Annotated in this window: 18 protein-coding genes; 15 read left to right on the top strand and 3 right to left on the bottom strand. The window is 63.9% G+C overall.

Annotated elements, in window-relative coordinates; genetic code table 11:
• The first annotated feature begins 294 nt into the window (after window positions 1-294).
• From I6F38_RS33130 to I6F38_RS33115, 4 genes are all read left to right on the top strand, one after another.
• Entirely contained in the window at window positions 295-1677 is a 1383-nt protein-coding gene (locus tag I6F38_RS33130; protein ID WP_225163379.1) for an ethanolamine ammonia-lyase subunit EutB, read from the top strand.
• Window positions 1678-1805: 128 nt separating this feature from the next.
• Complete coding sequence (locus I6F38_RS33125; RefSeq protein WP_225163378.1) at window positions 1806-3392, top strand: B12-binding domain-containing radical SAM protein; 1587 nt, start codon at window positions 1806-1808, stop codon at window positions 3390-3392.
• Between the two features lie 4 nt (window positions 3393-3396).
• The gene (gene eutC, locus I6F38_RS33120) at window positions 3397-4191 is read left to right on the top strand and encodes an ethanolamine ammonia-lyase subunit EutC (protein WP_225163377.1); all 795 of its coding nucleotides are present in this window, start codon (window positions 3397-3399) and stop codon (window positions 4189-4191) included.
• Between the two features lie 197 nt (window positions 4192-4388).
• Complete coding sequence (locus I6F38_RS33115; protein WP_225163376.1) at window positions 4389-6773, top strand: MMPL family transporter; 2385 nt, start codon at window positions 4389-4391, stop codon at window positions 6771-6773.
• A gap of 95 nt (window positions 6774-6868) precedes the next feature.
• Here I6F38_RS33115 and I6F38_RS33110 read toward each other — a convergent pair whose 3' ends face one another.
• Window positions 6869-7372 (bottom strand): hypothetical protein, encoded by a 504-nt coding sequence (locus I6F38_RS33110; protein WP_028331723.1) that lies wholly within the window; start codon window positions 7370-7372, stop codon window positions 6869-6871.
• Between the two features lie 405 nt (window positions 7373-7777).
• Here I6F38_RS33110 and I6F38_RS33105 point away from each other — a divergent pair, with 405 nt between their 5' ends.
• From I6F38_RS33105 to I6F38_RS33060, 10 genes are all read left to right on the top strand, one after another.
• Window positions 7778-8014, top strand: a complete 237-nt coding sequence (locus I6F38_RS33105) for a hypothetical protein (protein WP_092083335.1) — start codon at window positions 7778-7780, stop codon at window positions 8012-8014.
• A 194-nt stretch (window positions 8015-8208) separates the two neighbouring features.
• On the top strand, window positions 8209-9087 hold the full coding sequence (gene hpnC, locus I6F38_RS33100) for a squalene synthase HpnC (RefSeq protein ID WP_225163375.1): 879 nt from the start codon (window positions 8209-8211) through the stop codon (window positions 9085-9087).
• On the top strand, window positions 9084-9920 hold the full coding sequence (gene hpnD, locus I6F38_RS33095) for a presqualene diphosphate synthase HpnD (protein WP_076833035.1): 837 nt from the start codon (window positions 9084-9086) through the stop codon (window positions 9918-9920). Before hpnC ends, hpnD begins: the two co-directional genes overlap by 4 nt.
• A complete protein-coding gene (hpnE, locus tag I6F38_RS33090) occupies window positions 9920-11170 on the top strand; it encodes a hydroxysqualene dehydroxylase HpnE (protein ID WP_225163374.1) in 1251 nt (416 codons plus the stop codon). The genes hpnD and hpnE overlap by 1 nt, the downstream gene beginning before the upstream one ends.
• Window positions 11171-11334: 164 nt before the next feature.
• Window positions 11335-13296: a squalene--hopene cyclase gene (shc, locus tag I6F38_RS33085; protein WP_225163373.1), complete on the top strand. Its 1962-nt coding sequence runs from the start codon at window positions 11335-11337 to the stop codon at window positions 13294-13296.
• Window positions 13297-13322: 26 nt separating this feature from the next.
• Window positions 13323-14051 (top strand): phosphorylase, encoded by a 729-nt coding sequence (locus I6F38_RS33080; protein ID WP_176936924.1) that lies wholly within the window; start codon window positions 13323-13325, stop codon window positions 14049-14051.
• A 334-nt stretch (window positions 14052-14385) separates the two neighbouring features.
• Window positions 14386-15030, top strand: coding sequence for a TetR/AcrR family transcriptional regulator (locus I6F38_RS33075; protein WP_018270585.1), 645 nt, complete (start codon window positions 14386-14388; stop codon window positions 15028-15030).
• Complete coding sequence (locus I6F38_RS33070) at window positions 15027-16727, top strand: acyl-CoA dehydrogenase family protein (protein WP_225163372.1); 1701 nt, start codon at window positions 15027-15029, stop codon at window positions 16725-16727. Before I6F38_RS33075 ends, I6F38_RS33070 begins: the two co-directional genes overlap by 4 nt.
• Window position 16728: 1 nt before the next feature.
• Window positions 16729-17571 carry a class II aldolase/adducin family protein gene (locus I6F38_RS33065; protein ID WP_225163371.1) on the top strand — a complete coding sequence of 281 codons (843 nt, stop codon included), beginning with the start codon at window positions 16729-16731 and terminating at the stop codon, window positions 17569-17571.
• Entirely contained in the window at window positions 17568-18470 is a 903-nt protein-coding gene (locus I6F38_RS33060) for a DUF2520 domain-containing protein (RefSeq protein ID WP_225163370.1), read from the top strand. Before I6F38_RS33065 ends, I6F38_RS33060 begins: the two co-directional genes overlap by 4 nt.
• 67 nt (window positions 18471-18537) lie before the next feature.
• Here the strand turns inward: I6F38_RS33060 and hpnH are convergent, their stop codons facing one another.
• Entirely contained in the window at window positions 18538-19698 is a 1161-nt protein-coding gene (gene hpnH, locus I6F38_RS33055) for an adenosyl-hopene transferase HpnH (protein WP_028331712.1), read from the bottom strand.
• 44 nt (window positions 19699-19742) lie between these two features.
• The gene (gene ispH / locus I6F38_RS33050) at window positions 19743-20669 is read right to left on the bottom strand and encodes a 4-hydroxy-3-methylbut-2-enyl diphosphate reductase (RefSeq protein ID WP_028338687.1); all 927 of its coding nucleotides are present in this window, start codon (window positions 20667-20669) and stop codon (window positions 19743-19745) included.
• A 450-nt stretch (window positions 20670-21119) separates the two neighbouring features.
• Here ispH and I6F38_RS33045 point away from each other — a divergent pair, with 450 nt between their 5' ends.
• Window positions 21120-23732 (top strand): MMPL family transporter, encoded by a 2613-nt coding sequence (locus tag I6F38_RS33045; RefSeq protein WP_225163369.1) that lies wholly within the window; start codon window positions 21120-21122, stop codon window positions 23730-23732.
• Window positions 23733-23811 lie beyond the last annotated feature (79 nt).

The raw sequence follows: 23811 nt of genomic DNA, 5'->3' as shown, positions 1-23811 counted from the left end.
TTGCGGGGCACTCCAAGAGGCCGGGGAGTACCTTCGGCCGATTAAAGCTTATGCAAAATTTTCATGGACAATTTCTTAACGCCCGAGATTTGTGCAGCCGCAACCGTTAAAATCTGTAAATAATCCCAATGCCTTATGGGCCGCTTTGAGTCTGCCGGGTGCTCGCGGCTTGCGGTCGTGCCGAGGCTGCGCCGCCGTTACCGGCTAAGGCGCCAGCACGCGGGGCGAAGCCGATGGCACGCCTTTCGCAAAGAGGTGCTAGATTGCGCTGCCCCAGCCCGCGACGAACCCCTCATGCTCTATCGTCACACCATCGACGCCACCAATTACGCATTCGACGATCTGCGCATCCTGCTTGCCAAGGCCTCGCCGCCGCGTTCAGGCGACCGCCTGGCCGGCATCGCCGCCGACAGCGCGGAGGAGATGATCGCAGCGCGGCTTGCGCTGGCCAATGTTCCGCTCAAACAATTCCTCGATGAGCCTGTCATCCCCTATGAGGCTGACGAAGTCACCCGCCTGATCCTCGACAGCCACGACGTTGCCGGCTTTCTGCCCGTGTCGTCGCTCACCGTCGGCGGATTCCGCGACTGGCTGCTGTCGGATGCCGCCAGCAGGGAAGCGATCAAGAAGATCTCGCGCGGCATCACGCCAGAGATGGTTGCGGCGGTGTCGAAGCTGATGCGCAACCAGGATCTGATCCTGGTCGCGAAGAAATGCGAGGTGACGACCCGCTTCCGCAACACCATCGGTTTGCGCGGGCGAATGAGCACGCGGCTGCAGCCGAACCATCCTTTCGACGACCCCAAGGGCACCACAGCCTCGATTCTCGACGGGTTGCTGCTGGGAGCGGGCGATGCCTGCATCGGCATCAATCCGGCGAGCGACGATCCGAAGGTCATCGGCACCCTGCTGCGGCTGTTGGACGACATCATCACGCGGCTCGAGATTCCGACGCAGGGCTGCGTGCTGACCCATGTCACGACCACGCTCGGACTGATCGGGCAGGGGCTGCCGGTCGATCTCGTGTTCCAGTCGATCGCCGGCACCGAGGCGGCCAATCGCAGTTTCGGCGTCGACCTCTCGCTGCTGCGGGAGGCCCGGGAAGCGGGGCTGTCGCTGCGCCGCGGCACGGTCGGTGACAATGTGATGTATTTCGAGACCGGGCAGGGCTCGGCGCTGTCCGCCAATGCCCATCACCAGGTCGACCAGCAGACGTGCGAGGCGCGGGCCTATGCGGTGGCGCGCGCGTTCGATCCGCTGCTCGTCAACAGCGTGGTCGGCTTCATCGGTCCTGAGTACCTCTATGATGGCAAGGAAATCATCCGCGCCGGGCTCGAGGATCATTTCTGCGGCAAGCTGCTCGGCCTGCCGCTCGGGATCGACGTCTGCTACACCAACCACGCCGAGGCGGATCAGGACGATATGGACAATCTCCTGACGCTGCTTGCGGCGGCGGGCGTGAACTTCATCATGGGCGTGCCGGGCGCGGATGACGTCATGCTGAACTATCAGTCGACATCGTTTCACGATGCGCTCTATGTCCGCGACCTTTTCGGCCTGAAGCGGGCCCCCGAATTCGACGACTGGCTCGCGCGCGTCGGCCTTGCCGGGCAGGACTTCCGCCTCGTGGCCGATGCGGAGCGGCTGCCCGACCTCGCTGCCAGGCTCCTGACCTGAGGGGATAGCGAAATTCTGCAGAGCAACTATCTCGTCGTTATGACGTTAAGTAGTGCCACAATGTTGAAGAATTTCTGGCCCAGCGTTCCGCGTCGTGGTTAGATTTGCCGGTGCTTCGGGGTCGTTTGATGAGAGCTGAGGGCATAGAGACAGTACGACGTATCCTCTGCGTTTTTCCGCGCTATACGTCGTCGTTTGGGACCTTCGAGCACGCCTACCCCCTCACTGACGGCGTCAAGGCGTTCATGCCGCCGCAGGGCCTGCTGCTGATCGCCGCATACCTTCCCGAGAACTGGCCGGTGCGTTTCGTCGACGAGAATCTGCGTCCGGCGACGGCGGAGGATTTCGAGTGGGCGGATGCCGTGTTCGTCAGCGGTATGCATATCCAGCGCCAGCAGATGAACGACATCTGCCATCGCGCGCATGACCATGACCTGGTGGTCGCGATCGGCGGCCCCTCGGTCAGTGCTTGCCCGGACTACTATCCCTCATTCGACTACCTCCACGTCGGCGAGCTCGGCGATGCGACCAATGAGCTGATCAAGCGTCTGGCTGATGATACCAGCCGTCCCGACGAGCAGGTGGTGCTTAAAACCATCGACCGGCTGCCGATGACGGAATTCCCGCTGCCGGCCTATGAGCTCGCCGAAACCAAGAAGTATTTCCTCGGCAGCATCCAGTTCTCCTCGGGCTGCCCCTATCAGTGCGAGTTCTGCGACATCCCCGGGCTCTATGGCCGCAATCCGCGCCTGAAGTCGCCGCAGCAGATCATCGCCGAGCTCGACAAGCTGCGCGCCTGTGGTGCCACCGACACCGTGTATTTCGTCGACGACAATTTCATCGGTAACCGTAAGGCCGCGAGCGAGCTGTTGCCGCACCTGATCGAGTGGCAGAAGCGCACCGGATATGTCACGCGCCTCGCTTGCGAGGCGACGCTCAACATCGCCAAGCGTCCCGAGATCCTGGAGAAGATGCGCGAAGCCTACTTCGTGACGATCTTCGTCGGCATCGAGACGCCCGATCCCGACGCGCTGAAGGCCATGCACAAGGATCAGAACATGATGGTTCCGATCCTCGAGGGCGTGCGCACCATCAATTCGTTCGGCATGGAGGTCGTCTCCGGCATCATCATGGGGCTCGATACCGACAAGCCCCAGACCGGCGACTCGTTGCTCTCCTTTGTCGAGGAGTCGCGGATTCCGCTGCTCACCATCAACCTGCTGCAGGCGCTGCCGAAGACGCCATTGTGGGATCGGCTCGAAAAAGCCGGGCGGCTGATCGATGACGAGGGCCGCGACTCCAATGTCGAGTTCCTGCTGCCCTATGAGGACGTGGTCAGTTCCTGGCGCAAATGCATGGAAGTTGCCTACGAGCCGAAAAGGCTGTTCGCGCGCTATCTGCATCAATGCAACTACACCTATGCCAATCGCATCAAGGTGCCGGTCAGTCCGGAAATGAAGAGCTGGGCCAACATCCGACGCGGCCTGATCATGCTCCGCAACATCTTCTGGAAGGTCGGCGTGCTCGGCGACTACAAGCGCGTGTTCTGGAAGTTTGCGCTCGGCCGGCTCAAGCGCGGCGACATCGAGGGGTTGATCTCGGCGACGCTGGTTGCCCATCATTTGATCACCTTTGCGCGTGCAGCCTCCAGTGGCCGGCAGAACGCCTCGAACTACTCGATCCGGCTGCGCGAGGCTTCCGTCCCCGCCGAATAACAGCATGACGACACCGCCGGCGCCCTTGTCCCCTTCGCTTGCCGATCTGCGCGAGCTTACGCCGGCGCGCGTCGGCCTTGGCCGGTCCGGGGCCAGCCTGCCGACCGATGCGCTGCTGTCGTTCACGCTCGACCATGCCCGCGCCCGCGACGCTGTCCACGCCGCCTTCGATGTCAGCGGGATCGCGGCCGGTCTTGCCGGCCTCGGCATCACGCCGCTTGAGGTGTCGAGCCAGGCGCACAGCCGGCGCGACTATCTGCGGCGGCCCGATCTCGGGCGCATGCTGGATTCTGCGTCGCGGCGGTCGCTCGAGACCTGCGGCATCACCGCCTGCCCCTGGGCCATCGTGATCGGTGACGGCCTGTCGCCGACGGCGGTCAATGTGCATGCCGTCGAATTGATCCGGCATCTCGTGCCCCGCCTTGCGGCCGACAACATCGACGCCGGCGCGGTGATCGCAGCGTCCGGCGCGCGGGTCGCGCTCGGTGACGAGATCGGCGCCATCATCGGCGCGCGCATGCTGGTGATGTTGATCGGCGAACGGCCGGGCCTGTCCGCACCCGACAGCCTTGGCGCCTATCTCACCTTCGCGCCGCGAATCGGTCTCACCGACGCCGACCGCAACTGCATCTCCAACATCCACCATGCCGGGCTGAGCTATGCGGAGGCCGCATTCAGGATTTCGTGGCTTGTGCGCGAGGGCTTGGCACGCCAGATCACAGGGGTCGCCTTGAAAGATGAAAGCGGCGGTGGATCGTCGAGGAATGCGCTACCAGGGTGTGACAAATCAGATACTTAATGGCGGGGATCGGCGGTTCCCTGTCGATTTGGTCAGCCCCTCGCGCTTGCGAGCAAAGGGGCAGACAGGTAAAACCGGCGCCGGTCAATATTCGCGTGTTTTCAAGGACTAGCGCCGATCAGTTGCGCTCACCCGCCTCATTCGCGCCCCTAGACCCAAGCTAGACAGATTGAGCCGTTTTCAGAACTGGACAGGGCATGCTCGAAAAGAATTCCGAAAGTCAGGTCCACGTCGAGAAGATCGAAGAGCCGCGGTCGGGCCTCAGCATCGCGTTCGGGATCGAGCGTCTCGGCCTGATCCCGATGCGGGCGCCGATCCTGTCCTGCATCGTCCTCGTTCTGTTGCTGATCGGCGCGGTGTTCGGCGTGCAACGGATCAAGATCGACGACTCGCTGTCGCAGCTGTTCCGCTCCGACTCCAAGGACTACAAGCAGTATGAGGCGGTGACCAAGCGCTTCCCGGCGACCGAGTTCGACGTGCTCGTCGTGGTCGAAGGCAAGACGCTGCTCGAGCGCGACAATCTCGGCAAGCTGCGCGACATGGTCACGGATCTGCAACTCGTCGAGGGCGTGCGCGGCCTGGTGTCGCTGTTCTCCGCGCGCCAGGCGCCGGAGCGAGGCAAGCTGCCGGCGGCGTTGTTCCCGAACGAGCTGCCCGAGGGCGCGGCCTACGACAAGTTCGTCGAGACCGTCAAAAGCAACGAGATCATCCGCGGCAAGCTCTTGTCGGAGGACGGCACGCTCGCGCTGATCGTGCTGTCGCTCGAGCCTGAGGTGGTCGGTAGCAACAAGCTCAGCAAGGTGGTCGGCGACATCAGGAAGATCATGGCCGACGATCTCGGCGGCAGCGGGCTCAATGCCCAGCTGTCCGGCGTGCCGGTCATGCAGCTCGAGATCCGCAATGCGGTCGAGCGCGACGGCCTGACCTACAACATCCTCGGCATCCTCGCCGGCTGCGTCATCGCCATCATCTTCTTCCGCAAGATATCCTTCATGGTGGCGGCGGCGTTCCCACCGATGATCGCGATCCTGCTCGCGCTCGGCGGCCTCGGCTGGGCCAATTTCAATCTCAACATGTTCCTCAACGTGATGACGCCGCTCATCATGGTGATCAGCTTCTCTGACTCGATGCAGCTGACATTCGCGGCGCGCGACCGGCTGATTGCGGGGCAGGACAAGTTCACCGCGTTCAAGAATGCGGTGCTGGTGGTCGGACCGGCCTGCGTGCTGACGCACGGCACGGCCGGAATTTCCTTCATCGCGCTGCAGTTTTCGGATTCCGATCTGATCCGCAAGTTCGGCGAGGCCGGGCTTGCGGCGACCATCATCGCGCTGATCGCGGTGCTGTCGCTGGTGCCGGTGTTCGGCGTCCTGTTCGTGCGCAACGAGAAGATCTTTGCGGTCAAGTTCCAGAGCGCGGATGCCGGCGTGCAGGCGCTGCGCAATTTCTGCTACTGGATCGCGGTGCGCATGGTCGGCCGTCCCGGGCTGTTCAGCCTGCTTGCGCTGATCGTGGTCGGCGGCCTCGGCATCATCTACGCCAATCTCGAGCCGCGCTATCGGCTCGCCGATCAGGTGCCGGACAAGCGGCAGGCGGTGGCGGCGTCGAGCCGGCTCGACGCCAAGCTGACCGGCGCCAATCCGGTCGATGTGCTGATCGAATTCCCCAAGGGGCAATCGCTGTACTCGCCGGAGACCTTGAAGACGATTGCCGATGTCCATGCAATGGTCGAGGACTCTGCCGGCGTCGGCAACGTGTGGTCGCTGGAGACCTTGCGGCGCTGGCTCGCCGAAAAGGCCGGCAGCAATGATGTCGCGACGCTGAAGGAATATGTCGACCTGATCCCCGAACACCTGGTGCGCCGGTTCATCGACAAGAATCAGGATGCTGTCGTGGTGTCGGGCCGCGTCCCGGATGTGGACTCGAGCCAGTTGCTTCCGGTGGTGAACAAACTCGATCATTCGCTGGACAAGGTGCGCGCCGAGCATCCCGGCTACGAGATCGCGGTCACGGGTCTGTCGGTGATTGCCGCACGCAACAGCGCCAGCATGATCGAAAAGCTCAACCACGGCCTCACCATCGAATTCCTGCTGGTCGCGATCTTCATCGGGCTCGCATTCCGCTCGATCGTGGTGATGTTCTCCTGCATCCTGCCGGGCATCTTCCCGGTGGTGCTGTCGGGCACGGTGCTGTGGCTGCTCGGGGAGGGGCTGCAATTCGCCAGCGTGGTGGCTTTGACGGTGTCGTTCGGCCTCGGCCTCAGCGCCACCATCCACTTCCTCAATCGCCTGCGGCTTGAGACCAAGCCGGGTGTCACGCCGGAACTTGCGGTGGAGCGCGCCACCGTCCTGGTCGGCCCTGCGCTGATCCTAACCACGGTGGTGCTGGCCTGCGGTCTCGTCGTCACCGTGTTCTCCGACCTGCCGTCGCTGCGCCTGTTCGGCTGGCTCAGCGCGTTCTCGATGGTCGCAGCCCTGGTCGCGGACCTTTTCATCCTGCGGCCGACCTCGATGTTCCTGATCAACCTGTCGCAAAAGCTCCGCGGCAGGGGCGGCCAGCCCGCGCCGATCGAAAAGGCCTGATCGACGAACAAGCAAAAAGCTGCAGCACAAAGGCCCGGTTCCGAAGCGTTCGGAACCGGGCCTTTGTGTCTTGTGGGCGCAATCGGCCGGGAGCGTCAGCTCTTCGTCATGGTGATCGAGACGCCGCGGATCTCGCCCTTGGAGTCGATCTGCACGACCTGCTTGGAGCCGTTGGTCTGCAGGTTCAGGTTCGCGGCAAAGCCGGACGCCTCGACGAACACGTCGATCCGCCCGCCGCCCGCGGTGCCCTGCAGATTGCCGAAGATGTTGCGGCTCGCCTCGCTCCAGTTGCCGGAGATCCGGTCGCCCTGGCTGGTGACATCGCTGGAGAGGTCGAACTTGTAGCTGTCGCTGGCGCAATGCAGGGACTGCTTCAGACTCATGCCCGAGGGTGCGACCTTGTAATCCGCCTTGCAACGAATCCGTTCGGTCGTGCCGTTTGACAGCGCCACCGTGCCCGTTCCAGTCCACGAGCCGGCAAAACCGGCAAACGGCCCGCTGGCCTGGGCGTGGACGGCGGAGGCAGAGAGCATCAGTGCGGCGCCGACGCCAACAGCCCTGAGAGCCTGACCATAAAGGCTGGAACCAAACCGTTTCATTGTGAATTTTCCCATCAAAATCAACGCTTCCTACGCAAGAAAGCGTCTCGCCGCATCGAAGGTTTAGTGTCACCGAAGAATGTTAGGTTCAAACGACAGAACGGCGCGCGGCGCCCATATTGTCATCGAACAGAATCAGAAACCGTCGGCTTCGTGATGGCATGTAGCTTTGCGCAACTGCTATCCGCAATAGCCGAACGCGACAAAGTGATGGCACGAATCGTCATTGCGAATCAATAACTTATGTGGGGGTTTACAGCGCCGCAAATTTAGCCGCATTTAGCGGTGCTTGTCGTCAATCCGTTGCCGCGTTACGTGGCGTCTGCAAATCCCCAAAATCCGTCCCGGCCATGCCGAAGCGCTTTTCGGGAACAGATTTTCTGCTGTCGGAAATGAAGGAATACGATGCGTAAATTTCTCTTGGCTCTTGCCCTGTTGTCGATCCCGCTCTCGTCCAGCGCCTTCGCCCAGCAGCAGACGCGCGGGACACCCGATGAGCAGAAGGCCTGCACGCGCGACGTGCAGCGTCACTGCCGCGCCGTGATCGATCAGGGCGATTTCACCATTCTCGCCTGCCTGCAGCAGAACCGTAGCAAGATCAGCACCGCCTGCGACCAGGTGCTGAAGACCCACGGCCAGTAAGGCCGCTTCGGGCCCCATGGATCGCCGCAAGGCCCGTGCTCGGCATGTGTGCCGGCCACGGGCTTCGTATGCTGGCGGTCACGGACAGCATTGGTTTTGGTGGCGTATTCCCCTATATGGGGCTCGCAAATCCCCCGCATGCGCTGACCTTTCGCGCCTGCGTCGTGCCATGACCAGTGTAGCCCAAATTTCCCATGACCACCGCGAGCGACCTGCGATCCGGAAAGACCCACCGCGACGAGAATTTCCCGGTCGCGTCGTGGATCATTCATCCGCGGCATCGTGCCCTGATCCTGGCCTTCTATAATTTCGTCCGCACCGCCGACGATATCGCCGATCACGCCACGCTGCCCGCCGAGGAGAAGCTGCGCTACCTCGACCTCATGGAGGCCGAGCTGCTTGGCAACGGCGACACCCAGAGGGAATCGGTCAATCTGCGCCGCGCCTTCGCCGAGCGCGGCATGCCGCCGCGGCACGCGCTCGACGTGCTGGTGGCGTTCCGCCTCGACGTCACCAAGCTGCGTTACGAGAACTGGGACGACGTGATCGATTATTGCCGGTACTCGGCGATGCCGGTCGGGCGGTTCATGCTCGACGTGCACGGCGAGGATACCTCGACGTGGGCGGCGTCGGACGCGCTCTGCGCCGGGCTGCAGATCAACAATCATCTTCAGGACTGCGGCAAGGACTACCGCAACCTGAACCGTGTCTACTTGCCGCGCGATGCCCTGGCCGCCGCGGGCGCGACCGTCGAGATGCTCGGCGAGGCGAAGTCGCAGCCGGCCCTGCTCAAATGCCTGCAGGCGCTCGCCGTGCGCACCGAGGCGCTGCTCGACCAGAGCAAGTCGCTCGCCGCCGAGGTGAAGGATTTCAGGCTGGGGCTCGAGATCTCCGTGATCCAGGCGTTCGCCGACAAGATCGTCAACATGCTGAAGGTGCGCGATCCGCTCAGCGAGCGCGTGCATCTGAGCCCGCTCGAACTGCTGCTGCAGAGCCTTGGCGGCGTGGCCGGCGAGACGGCGCGGCGTGCGACCGGACGGCGTGCGGTCTCCAAATCGGCGGCTGGCGCATGAGCGTTGAGGCGGCGGCCAACGCAAATTACGGAAGCACCGCGTCGGGCAGCTCGTTCTACGCCGCGATGCGCATTCTGCCGCGCGCGCAGCGCGAGGCGATGTTCCAGATCTACAGCTTCTGCCGGCAGGTCGACGACATCGCCGATTCCGACGGCCCGCGGCCGGAGCGGCTGGCCGCGTTGCAGCAGTGGCGCGACGATATCGACGCGCTCTATGCGGGGCATCCGCCGGAGCGGCTGAAGGACTATGTCGCCTCGGTGAAGACCTTCGGCCTGAAGCGCGAGGATTTTGTCGCGATCGTCGACGGCATGGAGATGGACGTGCCGCAGGACATCCGCGCGCCGGATCTCGCGACGCTCGATTTGTATTGCGATCGCGTCGCGAGCGCGGTCGGCCGGCTGTCGGTGCGCGTGTTCGGCCTGCCCGAGGACGACGGCATCCAGCTCGCGTACCACCTCGGCCGCGCGCTGCAGCTCACCAATATCCTGCGTGACATCGACGAGGATGCCGGCCTCGGCCGGCTCTATCTGCCGCGCGAATGGCTCTGGCACGCCGGCATCACCAATAACGATCCGGCCCGCGTCACCGCCGACCGCGCGCTGCCGAAGGTGTGCGCGCCGCTGGCCGAGCGGGCCAAGATGCATTTCCAGAAATCCGACGAGATCATGAAGCGCAATTCGCGCCGCGCCGTGCGCGCGCCGCGGATCATGTCGAAATACTACCGCGCGATCCTCGATCTTCTGATCGCGCGCGGCTTCACCGCCCCGCGCGCGCCGGTACGTGTGTCCAAAGCTGCCAAGATCGGCATCCTTCTTCGTTACGCGATCATCTGATGCAAAAGACCGTTCATATCATCGGTGCCGGCATTTCCGGCCTCTCCGCGGCCGTGCGCCTCGCCAATGGCGGCTACAAGGTGTTTGTCCATGAGGCGACGCAGCAGGCCGGCGGCCGCTGCCGCTCCTATTTCGACGCCGCCACCAATCTCACCATCGACAATGGCAACCATCTGTTGCTGTCGGGCAATCGCCATGCGCTGAGCTACGCGCGCTCGATCGGCACCGAGGCCGGCCTCGTCGGGCCCGCGCGCGCGCAGTTTCCGTTCGTCGATCTTGCCAGCGGCCGGCGCTGGCAACTCGACCTCGGCGGTTCCCGCCTGCCGCTGTGGGTGTTCGACGAGGCGCGCCGCGTTCCGGATACGACCCTGCGCGATTATCTCGCCTTGGCACCGCTGGCCTGGGCCGGCACCGGCGCGCTGGTCGGCAACACCATTCCCTGCAAGGGCACGCTGTATGACCGCCTGGTACAGCCGCTGCTACTCGCCGCGCTGAATGTCGATCCGCCGGAGGGCTCGGCCGGGCTCGCCGGCGCCATCGTGCGCGAGACGCTGCTCGCGGGCGGGCAGGCCTGCCGTCCGTTGATCGCGCGCGACGGCCTGAGCTCGGTCCTGATCGAGCCGGCCGTGAAGCTGCTGCAGGAGAGGGGCCACAGCGTTCAGTTCAGCCACGAATTGCGTGCGCTCGGCATGTCGGGTGATCGCATCACTGAGCTTGATTTTGGCAATGGCGACAAGATTGCGCTGGGAGCCGACGATGCGGTCGTGCTCGCCGTGCCGCCGCGCGCTGCGGCATCCCTGCTGCCCGGCCTGAAAACCCCGACCAAATTCCGCGCCATCGTCAATGCGCATTTCCGCGTCGATCCGCCGCGCGACGCCGCGCCCATTCTCGGCGTGGTCGGCGGCCTTGTGGAGTGGCTGTTCGCGTTCCCGCAACGCCTGTCGGTGACGATCAGCAACGGCGACCGCCTGGTCGACATGCCGCGCGAGGAGCTCGCGCTGGCGATCTGGCAGGACATCTGCGAGGCCTCGGGGGTTTCCGGCGACCTGCCGCCCTGGCAGATCGTGCGCGAGCGCCGTGCCACATTTGAGGCGACGCCAGAGCAGAATGCCCTGCGTCCGGGGCCCGCGACGGCGCAAAAAAACCTGTTCCTTGCCGGCGACTGGACTGCTACCGGGTTGCCGGCAACCATCGAGGGATCGGTGCGATCCGGTGATCGCGCCGCAGATCTGGTTCTGGCCAGACGTTAGATTCGACCCGTTGGCGCGTTTTCGAGCGAAGTGGCTACCGGTTCGCGTTAAGCAAACGCGACTGAACAAAAGGACAAGAACGTGATCCGAAGCAATCGGATCATGCTCTGGAGCGGCTGCGGCTTTCGATCAGCCGGCCCGCGATGAAGAGGATATCGAGCGAAATGCTTGCGAGAGATCACAGCGTTGCAGTCGACCCGGTCGCGCTGGAGAAGAGTATCTCCAAGGCAACTGAAGCGCTGCTCGGCTATCGCCAGTCCGACGGACATTGGGTGTTCGAGCTCGAGGCCGACAGCACCATTCCGGCCGAATATGTCCTGCTGCGTCACTACCTGGCCGAGCCGATCGATGCCGGGCTCGAGGCCAAGATCGGCAACTATCTGCGCCGCGTCCAGGGCGCCCATGGCGGCTGGCCGCTGGTGCATGACGGCCCGTTCGACATGAGCGCCAGCGTGAAGTCGTATTTCGCGCTGAAGATGATCGGCGATTCCGTCGACGCGCCGCACATGGCGCGGGCGCGCGAGGCGATCCGTTCGCGCGGCGGCGCTTCAGGCAGCAACGTGTTCACGCGATTCCTGCTCGCGCTCTATGGCGTCGTGACCTGGCGCGCGACGCCGGTGCTGCCGATCGAGATCATGCTGCTGCCGATGTGGTCGCCGTTCCACATCAACAAGATGTCCTACTGGGCGCGCACCACCATGGTGCCGCTGATGGTGCTTGCCGCGCTGAAGCCGCGTGCGAAGAATCCGAAAGGCGTCGGCATCGACGAACTGTTCCTGGAGGATCCGAAATCGGTCCGCATGGCGCCGAAGGCGCCGCATCAGAGCGCCAGCTGGTTCTATCTGTTCCGCTCGCTCGACGCCGTGCTGCGGGTGATCGAGCCGATGTTTCCGAAGAGCCTGCGCCAGCGCGCGATCGATGCCGCGCTCGCCTTCACCGAAGAGCGGCTGAACGGCGAAGACGGCATGGGCGCGATTTATCCGCCGATGGCCAACATCGTCATGATGTACGAGGCGCTCGGCAAGGACGAGAATTTCCCGCCGCGCGCCATCACCCGCCGCGGCATCGACAAGCTGCTGGTGATCGGCGAACACGAGGCCTATTGCCAGCCCTGCGTCTCGCCGGTGTGGGACACCGCGCTGGCCAGTCATGCGCTGCAGGAGGCGGGCGGCGACGACACCCTGGCCAAGGCCAAGCAGGGCCTCGACTGGCTGAAGCCGCGCCAGGTGCTGGAGCTGAAGGGCGATTGGGCGGTCAAGGCGCCGGACGTCCGCCCGGGCGGCTGGGCGTTCCAGTACAACAACGACCATTATCCCGATCTCGACGACACCGCGGTGGTCGTGATGGCGATGGATCGCGTGCGGCGTCATACCGGAACCAGGGAATATGACGAGGCCATCGCGCGCGGCCGCGAGTGGATCGAGGGGCTGCAGAGCCGCGACGGCGGCTGGGCCGCGTTCGACGTCAACAACCTCGAATATTACCTCAACAACATCCCGTTCTCCGATCACGGCGCATTGCTCGATCCGCCGACCGAGGATGTCACCGCGCGATGCATCTCGATGCTGGGCCAGCTCGGCGAGACCGTCGAGAGCAACAAGGCGATGGCTGACGGCGTCGCTTATTTGCGCCGCACCCAGCTTGCCGAGGGCTCCTGGTACGGCCGCTGGGGCCTGAATTACATCTACGGCACCTGGTCGGTGCTCTCGGCGCTAAATGTCGCAGGGGTCGATCGCAACGACCCGATGATTCGGAAGGCGGTCGACTGGCTGGCGTCAGTCCAGAATCAGGACGGCGGCTGGGGCGAGGACGCCGTCAGTTACCGGCTGGATTACAAGGGTTATGAAGTTGCGCCTTCGACCTCCTCGCAAACGGCATGGGCTTTGCTTGGATTGATGGCGGCCGGAGAGGTCGAAAATCCCGCTGTTACGCGCGGGGTGGAGTACCTAAAGGCAACACAGACGGAAAAAGGGCTGTGGGACGAGCAGCGATACACAGCTACGGGGTTTCCGCGGGTATTTTACTTGCGATATCATGGCTACTCGAAGTTCTTTCCGCTCTGGGCGCTGGCGCGGTATCGAAATTTGAGAAGCACCAATAGCAGGGTGGTAGGGGTCGGGATGTGATTGTTGAGGCGGGGGCCGCCGAGACCGTGGGCAGTAGAATTGATCCTCGGCCGGTATTGATTGTGACTGGATTGGTGCAGGAGGCTCGCATCGCGGCAGGCCCCGGCATGATCGTAATCTGCAGTTCGAGCGATCCGCAGCAGCTGCGTGAGTTGCTCGCGACGCTGGATCCGACCACCTTCCGTGGCGTGATTTCGTTCGGCGTGGCCGGCGGGCTCGATCCGTCGCTAAAATCGGGCGACGTCGTGGTTGCGACCGAGGTGATGTCGGGCGATACCCGTTTCCTGGCCGCATCCGCGCTGAACGAAGAGATGATCGCCAGCGCCGCGCTGAAGCGCCGCAGGATCGTCCGCGGCAGTCTCGCCGGCGTGGAAGAGGTGATCGCGGCAAAGGCCTGCAAGGCCGCTCTGCGCTCGATGACGGGCGCAGCCGCAGTCGATATGGAGAGCCATATCGCGGCGGCCTATGCCGCCAAGGCCCGCATTCCGTTTGCCGCATTGCGCGTAATCAGCGATCCCGCGCACCGGGCGCTACCGGAACTTGCGAAATCCGCGGTGAAGCCGAACGGCGACATCGACCTGCGCAAGGTGCTGCGCGGCATCGCCCGCAATCCACGGACGCTGCGCGCGCTGGTGTCGACCGGAATTGACTTCAACCGCGCGCTGCGCTCGCTGCGCAGCTGCCGCGGCTTCCTGCTCGGCAACGAGGTGTTGATGCCGGTGGAAGACGTTCTGATCACGGCGAAAGCGGCCTGATCCGCTGCGCCGGGCAGGGACCGGGTTTCTCACCGCATCAAGCTCAACTCACAGGCCCGGTCGCATCGCGATCGGGCCTTTTGCTTTGATGCCCAAAGGTTTCGCTCGATGCCACGCTGTTCCGGTTCCGCGCGGTCAGCGGGACTTGCGCGTCGGCTGTGCGGTGAGAGACCCCGCTGGTGGGGTCGCGCGGCCAGCCTCTGACGACTTGCCAGCAGCGCGCCGGCGCCCCGGGAAGGGCCCCTACGCGGACCGCGCTTGGTCGATGCTTGACAGCTACGGCTATTCATCCGAGAGTGAACTATGATCCTTTATTCATGAATTAAGGTTCACTATGGCAATCGCTGCCGTTCGCCTCAACCAACTGGTCGAAACCAAGGCACGCATCCTGGATGCCGCCAGGGAGGCCGTGGCGCTGAGTGGCTGGAAGGACGCCCAGATCGCCCTGATCGCCTCACGGGCCGGCGTGGCCACGGGCAGCGTGTATCGCTACTTCGACTCCAAGGCGGACCTGTACGCGCAGGTGCTCGCCCTGGTGTCCGAGCGCGAGGTGGCTGTCGTCGCCGCGATCGTCGAGGCGGAAGGCTCGGCGTCCCAGTGCCTGGTCGACGCGATCTACACTTTCGCGGTCCGGGCGATGCGCGGCCGCCGCCTGGCGTACGCGTTGATCGCCGAACCCTGTGAACCCGAGATCGACGCGGCGCGCCTGAAATACCGGGCGGCCCTGGCCGATCAGATCGCAAGGCTGGTTCGGCGCGGTATCGCCGGCGGTGAGTTCGTCGAGATCGATGCGAACGTCGCGGCATCCTGCGTGACCGGCGCCTTCATGGAGGCGCTGGTCGGTCCCCTTGCGCCCGAAGCGGCCCCCGATTCCGACGCGGCGAAGGCGATCGCACAATCGATCGCGGGGCTTTCCGCGCGCATGCTGTTTCGCCACGCCACCCCTGAACTCACCCCCGTATCGCGAGTCTCCGCATGAACGCGCGCGTCCAGCCGGTTGCCGTCGCTGAAGCGAAAGCCGCTCCGTTTGCGACCCATGAAGTACGCAATCAGGCGCTGCCGGCGCTCGGCTTCAATGCGTTCGACGACGACCGCGCGCTGAGTGGCCTGATCGCGACGATCGCGCCGTGGGCGAAAGACAAGCTTTCCGCGCTCGGCGCTCATGCCGGCAGCGAATCCGTGCAGGAGGCGGCACGGCTGGCCAACGAGCACGAACCAAAGCTCCTGACCCATGACCGGTATGGCAACCGCAATGATTGGGTCGAATTTCATCCGGCCTGGCATCAATTGATGGCGCTGGCGTTCCGGAGCGAGGTGCATAGCCTCGCTTGGTCGACGCGCGAACCGCACGGCCATCTGGCGCGTGCGGCGCTGAGCTATCTCTGGAATCAGATCGAGAACGGCGTCGGCTGCCCCACCGGAATGGCGTACGCCGCGATCGCCGGGTTTTCCGGCAAGCCGCAATTCAATTTGTGGCGGGAGCGAACGCTGGCGGCAGACTACGATCCGCGGCGGCTTCCGATCGAGGCCAAGCGCGCCGCGGTCATCGGTTACGCCATGACCGAAAAGCAGGGCGGCTCCGATCTGCGCGAGACCCAGACCACCGCGCGCTTCGTCGAGCGCGGCGCGCATGGCGAGATCTATGCGATCACCGGCCACAAATGGTTCTTCTCGGTGCCGGTGGCCGACGGATTCTACACGCTGGCGCGCACCCAGTCCGGCGTCAGTTGCCTGTTCGTGCCGCGCCTGCTGCCGGACGGCAGTGCCAACCGCATCCACATTCAGCGTCTGAAGGACAAGTGCGGCAACCGATCGAACGCGTCGAGCGAGATCGAGTACCACGATACGTGGTCGATCCTGGTTGGCGAAGAGGGCCGCGGCATCGCGGAAATCCTCTCGCATGCCCATCTGACGCGGCTGGATTTCGCGGTCGGCTCCGCCGGGCTGATGCGCCAGGCGCTGAGCCTCGCCCTCAACCACGCGCAAACGCGAACGGCGTTCGGCAAGCCAATGTCCGAGCTTCCGATGCAGCGCAACGTGCTCGCCGACCTCGCGCTCGAGAGCGAGGCGGCGATGCTCGGCGCGTTTCGGATCGCGCGTGCGACCGACGGCCTGCAGACAAGCGAACACGAGCGATTGCTGGCACGGGTCGCGACACCGGTGATGAAGTTTTGGAATTGCCAGCGCGCGCCGGCCTTCACCTATGAATGCCTGCAGGTGCATGGCGGCAACGGCTTCATTATGGAGAATCCGATGGCCCGGCTCTATCGCGAGGCGCCATTGAATTCGATCTGGGAAGGCACCTCGAACATGATGTGCATGGACGTTTTGCGCGCCATGCAACGCGATGCGAATTGCCGGGACGCATTCATCGACGAGTTGCGTGCGAGCAGGGGCCTCAATCCGATCTATGACCGAAGCACGGACGATCTCGCCGATCGCTTGCGTGCTCGATACCCGGACGACGGGCACGCGAGAGCGCTCGTCACCCGCATGGCACATGCGCTGCAGGCTGCCGAGATGCTGAGGCGTGGCGACGCCGCTGCCGCTGATCTGTTCGTGAAATCCAGGCTTGGCGCGGACGGGATGCAGGTATTCGGCGGGCTTCCATCGACGGAAAGCCTCAGCCGTATCGTCGAGCGCGCATCCGTCATCCGACACCAAGGGCCCCAGTAACATGCGTCAGATCGAAGTTTGTGCCGTCAGCGATGTCAGGGCCGTCGTGGGAGAACAGGAGTGGGCAACCCGCGTCGATCTTGCGGCGTGCTACCGCCTGGTCGCGCTCTACGGAATGACCGACCTCATCTACAACCATATCAGTGCACAGGTCCCGGGGCATCACGATCAGTACCTGATCAATCCCTATGGCATGCTGTATGAGGAAATCACCGCCTCGAGCCTCGTCAAGATCGACATCGAGGGCCGCACCCTGCTGCAGCCCGACCACGGCTACAACGTCAACGTGGCCGGCTTCTATCTGCATGCCCCGATCCATCGCGCGCGGCCCGACGTGAACTGCGTTCTCCATACCCACACCAGGGCTGGCACCGCGGTCAGCGCGCTTGCCGAGGGGCTGCTTCCGCTGTCGCAGACGGCGATGCGGTTTCACGGTCGGATCGGTTATCACGATTTCGAGGGGCCGGCGATCGATCGGGAGGAATGCGATCGCGTCGTCGCCGATCTCGGCCGCAACAATGTGCTGGTGTTGCGCAATCATGGCCTGCTGGTTTGCGGCAACACGATTCCGCAGGCGTTCAATGCGATCTACTGGCTGGAGCAGGCCTGCCGGATCCAGGTCGACGCGCTCGGCTGCGGCCGGCCGCTGCATGTGCCGACCGAGACGGCGATCGGCAACACGGTGACCTGTTTTGCCGGCACCGAGATCACGCTGGATAATGAGCGCGACACCAATCCGGTGCTGAATGAAGCAGTGCAAAATCTGCAGGCCGGCTACGGCCTGCTGGAATGGCCGGCGCTGCGGCGCAGACTCGACCGCATCGACGGGAGCTACGCGCAATGAGCACGGCGCTGGCGGCGTTGCGGATCGGCTTCATCGGCGCCGGCCGCGTGGCGCAGACGCTCGCGCCGGCGTTCGCCCGCGCGGGGCTGAACGTCGCGGCGTTCTACAACCGCGGTGCCGATGCCGCGCAGCGGCTCGGATCCCGCATCCCGTCGGCGCGGCCGATGACGGATGCGCAGCAGGTCGTCGACCGATGCGACATGGTTTTCCTGACCGTGAGCGACGACGCGATCCTGCCGGTCTGCCGCGACTTGCGCTGGGAGCCGCGTCACCGCGTGGTTCATTGCAGCGGCGCGACCGAACTGGCCGCGCTCGATCATGCGAAATCCGCAGGCGCCGCGACCGGCGGATTTCATCCGATGCAGATGTTTGCCAATCCCGACGTCGCGCTCGAGGGGTTGCGCGGATGCACCGTCGGCATCGAGGCAGAGGGCGACTTCAGGCGTGACCTGGAATTGCTCGCGACCCGTATCGGTTGTGAACCGCTGGCGCTGCCGGCCGGTGCGCGGGCGCTCTATCATGCGTCGGCATATTATGTCGGCCCGTTCCTGATCGCGCTGCTCAAGGAGGGCGTCGAGCTCTGGAAGAGCTTCGGCGCCAGCGAGGCCGACGCGTTGCGCGCGATGATGCCGCTGCTGCGGGGGACGGTCGCGGCTGTTCTCGACGGCGGATTGGCCAACGGCATGGGCGGCTGCGTGGCGCGCGGCGACGTCGGAACGATCCTCAAGCACCTCCGGGCGCTGGATGAGCGCTTTCCTCCCTCCGGAGCGCTGTATCGCGAGCTCGCTTTGCGCAACGTCCCGCTCGGGATCGAGCGTGGCACACTCAGTGCGCCGCGCGCCGCCGAGATCGAGAAATTGCTTCTGCGCACGAGACCGGAAAAGCAGGCGGCATCCTGAGCCAAGAAAAAAGCCCCGGTTCGCTGAACCGGGGCTTTCATGTTTCTGCTTTCGTTCACGTCGCGCTTCAGGCGGCGGTCGAGGCCTTCGCTTGCTGCTTGGCGGCGGCGGCCGCAGCCTCGTCGCGGCGGATCTCCGAGAGCTTCTTCTGCACCTGCTCGGCGAAGATGTACTGCGCCGGACGCTGCTTCGACATGTCGATCTCGGGCGCCATCGGGCCTGATGTCCTGATGCCGCGCAGCGCAACCCACATCGCCTTCAGCGGATTGTTGATCGCAGCGGTCGCCGCGGTCGGCTCGTAGCCGCAATGGGCCATACAGTCGGCGCACTTCTCGTACTTGCCGGTGCCGTAGGTGTCCCAGTCGGTGGTGTCCATCAGCTCCTTGAAGGTCTTGGCGTAGCCTTCACCGAGCAGATAGCAGGGCTTCTGCCAGCCGAAGATGTTGCGCGCCGGCATGCCCCAGGGCGTGCACTCGTATTCCTGGTTGCCGGCGAGGAAGTCGAGGAACAGGCCGGAATGCATGAAATTCCACTTCTTGCCCTTGCCGAGCGCAAAGACGTCGCGGAACAGCTTCTTGGTCTTGGTGCGGTTGAGGAAGTGCTCCTGGTCGGGCGCACGCTCATAGGCGTAACCCGGCGACATCGAGACGCCGACGCCGAGCTCGGTGGTGAAATCGAGGAACTTGGCGATCTCCTCGGCCGGATGACCATCAAAGATTGTGGCATTGACGTTGACCGTGAACCCGCGCGCCTTCGCCGCCTTGATCGCCGAGACGGCGCGATCGAACACGCCCTTCTGCGACACCGCCTTGTCGTGATGATCCTTCAGGCCGTCGAGATGCACCGAGAAGAACAAATAGGGCGACGGCTCGAACAGATCGAGCTTCTTCTCGAGCAGCAGCGCATTGGTGCACAGCGAGACGAACTTCTTGCGGGCCACGAGGCCGCGCACGATCTCGCCGATCTCCTTGTGGATCAGCGGCTCGCCGCCGGGGATCGCCACCATCGGCGCGCCGCACTCATCGGCCGCATCCCAGCATTCCTGCGCCGTCATGCGGCGATTGAGGATCGCATCGGGATAGTCGATCTTGCCGCAGCCGACGCAGGCGAGGTTGCAACGGAACAAAGGTTCCAGCATCAGCACGAGCGGATAGCGTTTGCGGCCAAGCAGCTTCTGCTTGATCAGATAACCGCCGATACGCATTTCCTTGAAGAACGGTATAGCCATTAGACGATTTCTTTCTGCACTTATCAAAGGGATGTGGGTTCAGATCAGCCCGCAGTCAGTTCGGCTGGCAGCCGGAATTCGATATTCTCTTCTCGGCCCGGAACGACCGAGACCGACACCGGTCCGATCCGCCGCAGAGCCTCGATCACATCGTCGACCAAAACTTCGGGCGCAGAAGCGCCCGCGGTTATGCCGACGGCCTTCGCATCCTTGAGCCAATCCGGATTGAGTTCGCTCCCATCGGCAATGAGATAACTCGCGACGCCGACCTCGGTGCCGATTTCACGAAGCCTGTTCGAGTTGGAACTGTTGGCGGCCCCCACCACCAAAATGACGTCAACCAGTTTGCTGAGGTCCCTTACCGCAGATTGGCGGTTCTGTGTCGCATAGCAGATATCCCTGATATCCGGGCCTTGAATATCTGTAAATTTTGCCTGAAGGGCCGCGATAATGTCCCTGGTGTCGTCCACGGACAGGGTGGTCTGGGTGATGTAGGCGACCGGCGCATCGCTCGGCAGCCTCAGTTCCGCCACGTCCTGGACGCTCTGGACCAGCAGGACCGGCCCCGGAACTTGGCCCATGGTTCCCTCGACCTCGGGATGGCCGGCGTGCCCGATCAGGATCAGCGCGCGGCCCTTGGAGATATAGCGCTTGCCTTGGTTGTGGACCTTGGTGACGAGCGGGCAGGTGGCATTGAGCACCGGCAGATCGCGGGCTTCCGCCTCCTCCTCGACGCTCCTAGCAACGCCATGGGCACTGAAGACGGTCACCGCCTTGGCCGGCACTTCCGAGAGGTCCTCGACGAAGATCGCGCCCTTCTTCTTCAGGCTCTCGACGACGTGTTTGTTATGCACGATCTCGTGGCGGACATAGACCGGCGGCCCATACTTCTCGAGCGCGCGTTCGACGATCTCGATCGCGCGCACAACGCCCGCGCAAAAGCCGCGCGGCTGAGCAAGAAACACTTCCATCTGACGTCCGTTACGCAAATTGCACCAATCTCGTTCAATGCCCTGCGGCCTTTTCGGCAACGCACTCCACAGGTCGGACGTCGCAACGTCAGTTGCAATGTCCGAGCCATCACAGTTCCTGGACGGGATCTGCGCCCCAAGCGCATGGAAATACAGCGATTTGTGGCAAAAAGGTAGCGGTTCGATGGGGGCGTGGTCACGGACGAGGGGCATTAGAGGTAATATGGTGTGGGTTTCGACCCCTGCGACCGTCCGTCTCCCTCACTTGTTCGTCACTTTATCGCCCACTGATGCGGTTTATACCGGCCATTCGTGGCCGTTCCTGTGGTTTGGAACCTCCTCGCCGTCCCGTCGAGGAAGATAACCAAAACAACATTAGATCGGTCCCGGGAACTCCGCTACAGAGCGGGCGTTTTCGGCCATGCTTCCCCGAGATTAGAAAGAAACGAAGTGCTGACAAATATTGTCGTCTCCGTTGTTAGGACCTGTACGCGTTTTGCCCTTCCGGTTGTGATTATCTCTGTCCTGTTGTCGATCGGCGCCGGCTTCTACACGGCCCGCAACTTCTCGATCAACACCGACATCAACAAGCTGATCTCGCCGGATCTCGATTGGCGCAAGCGCGACAACCAGTTCGAGGAAGCGTTTGATCGCGAGCGGCTGATCCTGGCGGTGGTCGAGGGAGCGACGCCGGAGCTGACCAGCTCGGCCGCGAAGGCGCTCACCGCGAAGCTGCAGGCCGACAAGAAGAACTTCGAGGCGATCACCGCGCTCGGCTCCGGCGAATTCTTCGAGAAGAACGGCCTCTTGTTCCTGCCGACCGAAGAAGTCGGCAAGGTCGCGGGCCAGCTCGAATCGGCCGCACCGTTGATCGAGATCATGGCCGGCGATCCCTCGATACGCGGCCTGACCGGCGCGCTCGAGACCGGCCTTGCCGGCGTCAAGCGCGGGCAGGTCAAGCTCGACAATGCCGCGCCGCCCTTCAACCTGATCTCCGAGACGGTCGAGACCGTCCTCGCCAAGGGCAACGCGACCTTCTCGTGGCGCGAGCTCACCAGCGACAAGCCGCTGACCGATTCGGACAAGCGCGCCTTCATCGAGATCAAGCCGATCATCGACTATTCGGCGCTGGAGCCGGGCAAGGCCGCGACCGATGCGATCCGCCAGGCGGCGGCCGATCTGAAATTCCCGACCGAATATCATGCGCGCGTTCGCCTGACCGGGCCCGTGCCGATCGCCAACGAGGAATACGCCACCGTGCAGGACGGCGCGATCACCAACGGCATCGGCACCGTGGTGATCGTGCTGGTCATCCTCTGGATGGCGCTGCATTCCGGCAAGATCATCTTCGCCGTGTTCGTGAACCTGTTCATCGGGCTTGCCATCACCACGGCGGTCGGCCTGATGATGGTCGGCTCGCTGAACCTGCTCTCGATCGCCTTCGCCGTGCTGTTCATCGGCCTCGGGGTCGACTTCGGCATCCAGTTCAGCGTCCGCTACCGCTCCGAGCGCTTCAAGAACGACAATCTGACGCTGGCGCTGGAAAACGCGGCGCGCCGCTCGGCGGTGCCGTTGTCGCTCGCCGCGATGGCGACCGCTGCCGGTTTCCTCTGCTTCCTGCCGACCGACTACAAGGGCATCTCGGAGCTCGGCAAGATCGCCGGCGCCGGCATGCTGGTGGCGTTCGTCACCAGCATCACGGTGCTGCCGGCGCTGCTCGATCTGCTCAATCCGCCCGGCGAGAAGGAGCCGGTCGGCTACGCCTTCCTGGCGCCGCTCGATAACTTCCTGGAGAAGCATCGCGTTCCGATCATCGTCGGCACGCTGCTGGTCACGGTCGCGGGCCTGCCGCTGCTCCATTACATGAAGTTCGACTTCAACCCGATCAATCTGCGCAATTCCAAGGTGGAATCGATCGCGACCTTCCTCGACCTGAGGAAGGATCCGAACACCGGCGCCAATGCCATCAATGTTATGACGCGCTCGGAAGCCGACGCCAAGAAGATCGAGGCCAAGCTCGAGAAGCTGCCGGAAGTGTCGCGCGTGATGTCGCTCGACAGCTTCGTGCCCGACGACCAGCCGGCCAAGCTGAAGCTGATCGCGCAGGCGGCCAAGACGCTCGGCCCCGCGCTCAACCCGGATTCGGTCGATCCGGCGCCGTCGGATCAGGAGAATGTCGAGTCGCTGAAGAGCTCGGTCGACGGCCTGCGCAAGACCGCGGGCGACGGCAAGGGGCCGGGTGCGCTGGCCGCGCGCCGGCTCGCCGACGCGCTGCAGAAGCTCGCCGATGCGAATGAGGCGACCCGCGACAAGGCGCAGGACGTATTCGTCGCGCCGATGAAGATCGTGTTCGATCAGCTCCGCAATACGCTGCAGGCCCAGACCGTCACGCTGCAGAACCTGCCGCCGGAACTCGTCGCCAGCTGGAAGACCAAGGACGGTCTGATGCGTGTCGAGGTGGAGCCGAAGGGCGATCCGAACGACAACGACAATCTGCGCCGCTTTGCCGACGCCGTGCTCGCCGCCGAGCCGACCGCGATCGGCGGACCGGTCTCGATCCTGAAGTCGGGCGACGTCATCGTGAAGGCGTTCATCCACGCCGGCATTCTGGCGCTGGTCACGATCAGCCTACTGCTGTGGCTCACGCTGCGCCGCGTCGTCGACGTGCTGATGACGCTGGTGCCGCTCCTCGTCGCCGGCATCGTCACGCTGGAGATTTGCGTCTTGATCGGGCTGCCGCTCAACTTCGCCAACATCGTCGCCCTGCCGCTGCTGCTCGGCGTCGGCGTGGCGTTCAAGATCTACTATGTCACGGCGTGGCGGCAGGGCAGGACGAATCTGCTGCAGTCGAGCCTGACACGCGCGATCTTTTTCAGCGCGCTGACCACGGCGACCGCGTTCGGCAGCCTGTGGCTGTCGAGCCATCCCGGCACCGCCAGCATGGGCAAGCTGCTGGCGCTCTCGCTCGTCACCACACTCGCGGCGGTGTTGCTGTTCCAGCCGGCGCTGATGGGCAAGCCGCGCGAGGTCAAGGAGGAGGATATCGCCAACGACGTCACCTGACGCGTTGGCGATTCGCTGTCGAACCGGCTTGGCGGCAGGCGCCGCCGAGCCGCGATGTCAGCGGACGGTGTTCCCGCAG

The organism is Bradyrhizobium sp. BRP56 (genome assembly GCF_020194035.1).
GTDB classification, from domain to species: Bacteria; Pseudomonadota; Alphaproteobacteria; order Rhizobiales; family Xanthobacteraceae; genus Bradyrhizobium; species Bradyrhizobium australafricanum.
This window is presented reverse-complemented; position numbering and strand designations above follow the sequence as displayed.

Coding starts and splice junctions, on each gene's coding strand:
- I6F38_RS33130 (WP_225163379.1), top strand. CDS start 295: ATGCTCTATCGTCACACCATCGACGCCACCAATTACGCATTCGACGAT.
- I6F38_RS33125 (WP_225163378.1), top strand. CDS start 1,806: ATGAGAGCTGAGGGCATAGAGACAGTACGACGTATCCTCTGCGTTTTT.
- eutC (WP_225163377.1), top strand. CDS start 3,397: ATGACGACACCGCCGGCGCCCTTGTCCCCTTCGCTTGCCGATCTGCGC.
- I6F38_RS33115 (WP_225163376.1), top strand. CDS start 4,389: ATGCTCGAAAAGAATTCCGAAAGTCAGGTCCACGTCGAGAAGATCGAA.
- I6F38_RS33110 (WP_028331723.1), bottom strand. CDS start 7,372: ATGAAACGGTTTGGTTCCAGCCTTTATGGTCAGGCTCTCAGGGCTGTT.
- I6F38_RS33105 (WP_092083335.1), top strand. CDS start 7,778: ATGCGTAAATTTCTCTTGGCTCTTGCCCTGTTGTCGATCCCGCTCTCG.
- hpnC (WP_225163375.1), top strand. CDS start 8,209: ATGACCACCGCGAGCGACCTGCGATCCGGAAAGACCCACCGCGACGAG.
- hpnD (WP_076833035.1), top strand. CDS start 9,084: ATGAGCGTTGAGGCGGCGGCCAACGCAAATTACGGAAGCACCGCGTCG.
- hpnE (WP_225163374.1), top strand. CDS start 9,920: ATGCAAAAGACCGTTCATATCATCGGTGCCGGCATTTCCGGCCTCTCC.
- shc (WP_225163373.1), top strand. CDS start 11,335: ATGCTTGCGAGAGATCACAGCGTTGCAGTCGACCCGGTCGCGCTGGAG.
- I6F38_RS33075 (WP_018270585.1), top strand. CDS start 14,386: ATGGCAATCGCTGCCGTTCGCCTCAACCAACTGGTCGAAACCAAGGCA.
- I6F38_RS33070 (WP_225163372.1), top strand. CDS start 15,027: ATGAACGCGCGCGTCCAGCCGGTTGCCGTCGCTGAAGCGAAAGCCGCT.
- I6F38_RS33065 (WP_225163371.1), top strand. CDS start 16,729: ATGCGTCAGATCGAAGTTTGTGCCGTCAGCGATGTCAGGGCCGTCGTG.
- I6F38_RS33060 (WP_225163370.1), top strand. CDS start 17,568: ATGAGCACGGCGCTGGCGGCGTTGCGGATCGGCTTCATCGGCGCCGGC.
- hpnH (WP_028331712.1), bottom strand. CDS start 19,698: ATGGCTATACCGTTCTTCAAGGAAATGCGTATCGGCGGTTATCTGATC.
- ispH (WP_028338687.1), bottom strand. CDS start 20,669: ATGGAAGTGTTTCTTGCTCAGCCGCGCGGCTTTTGCGCGGGCGTTGTG.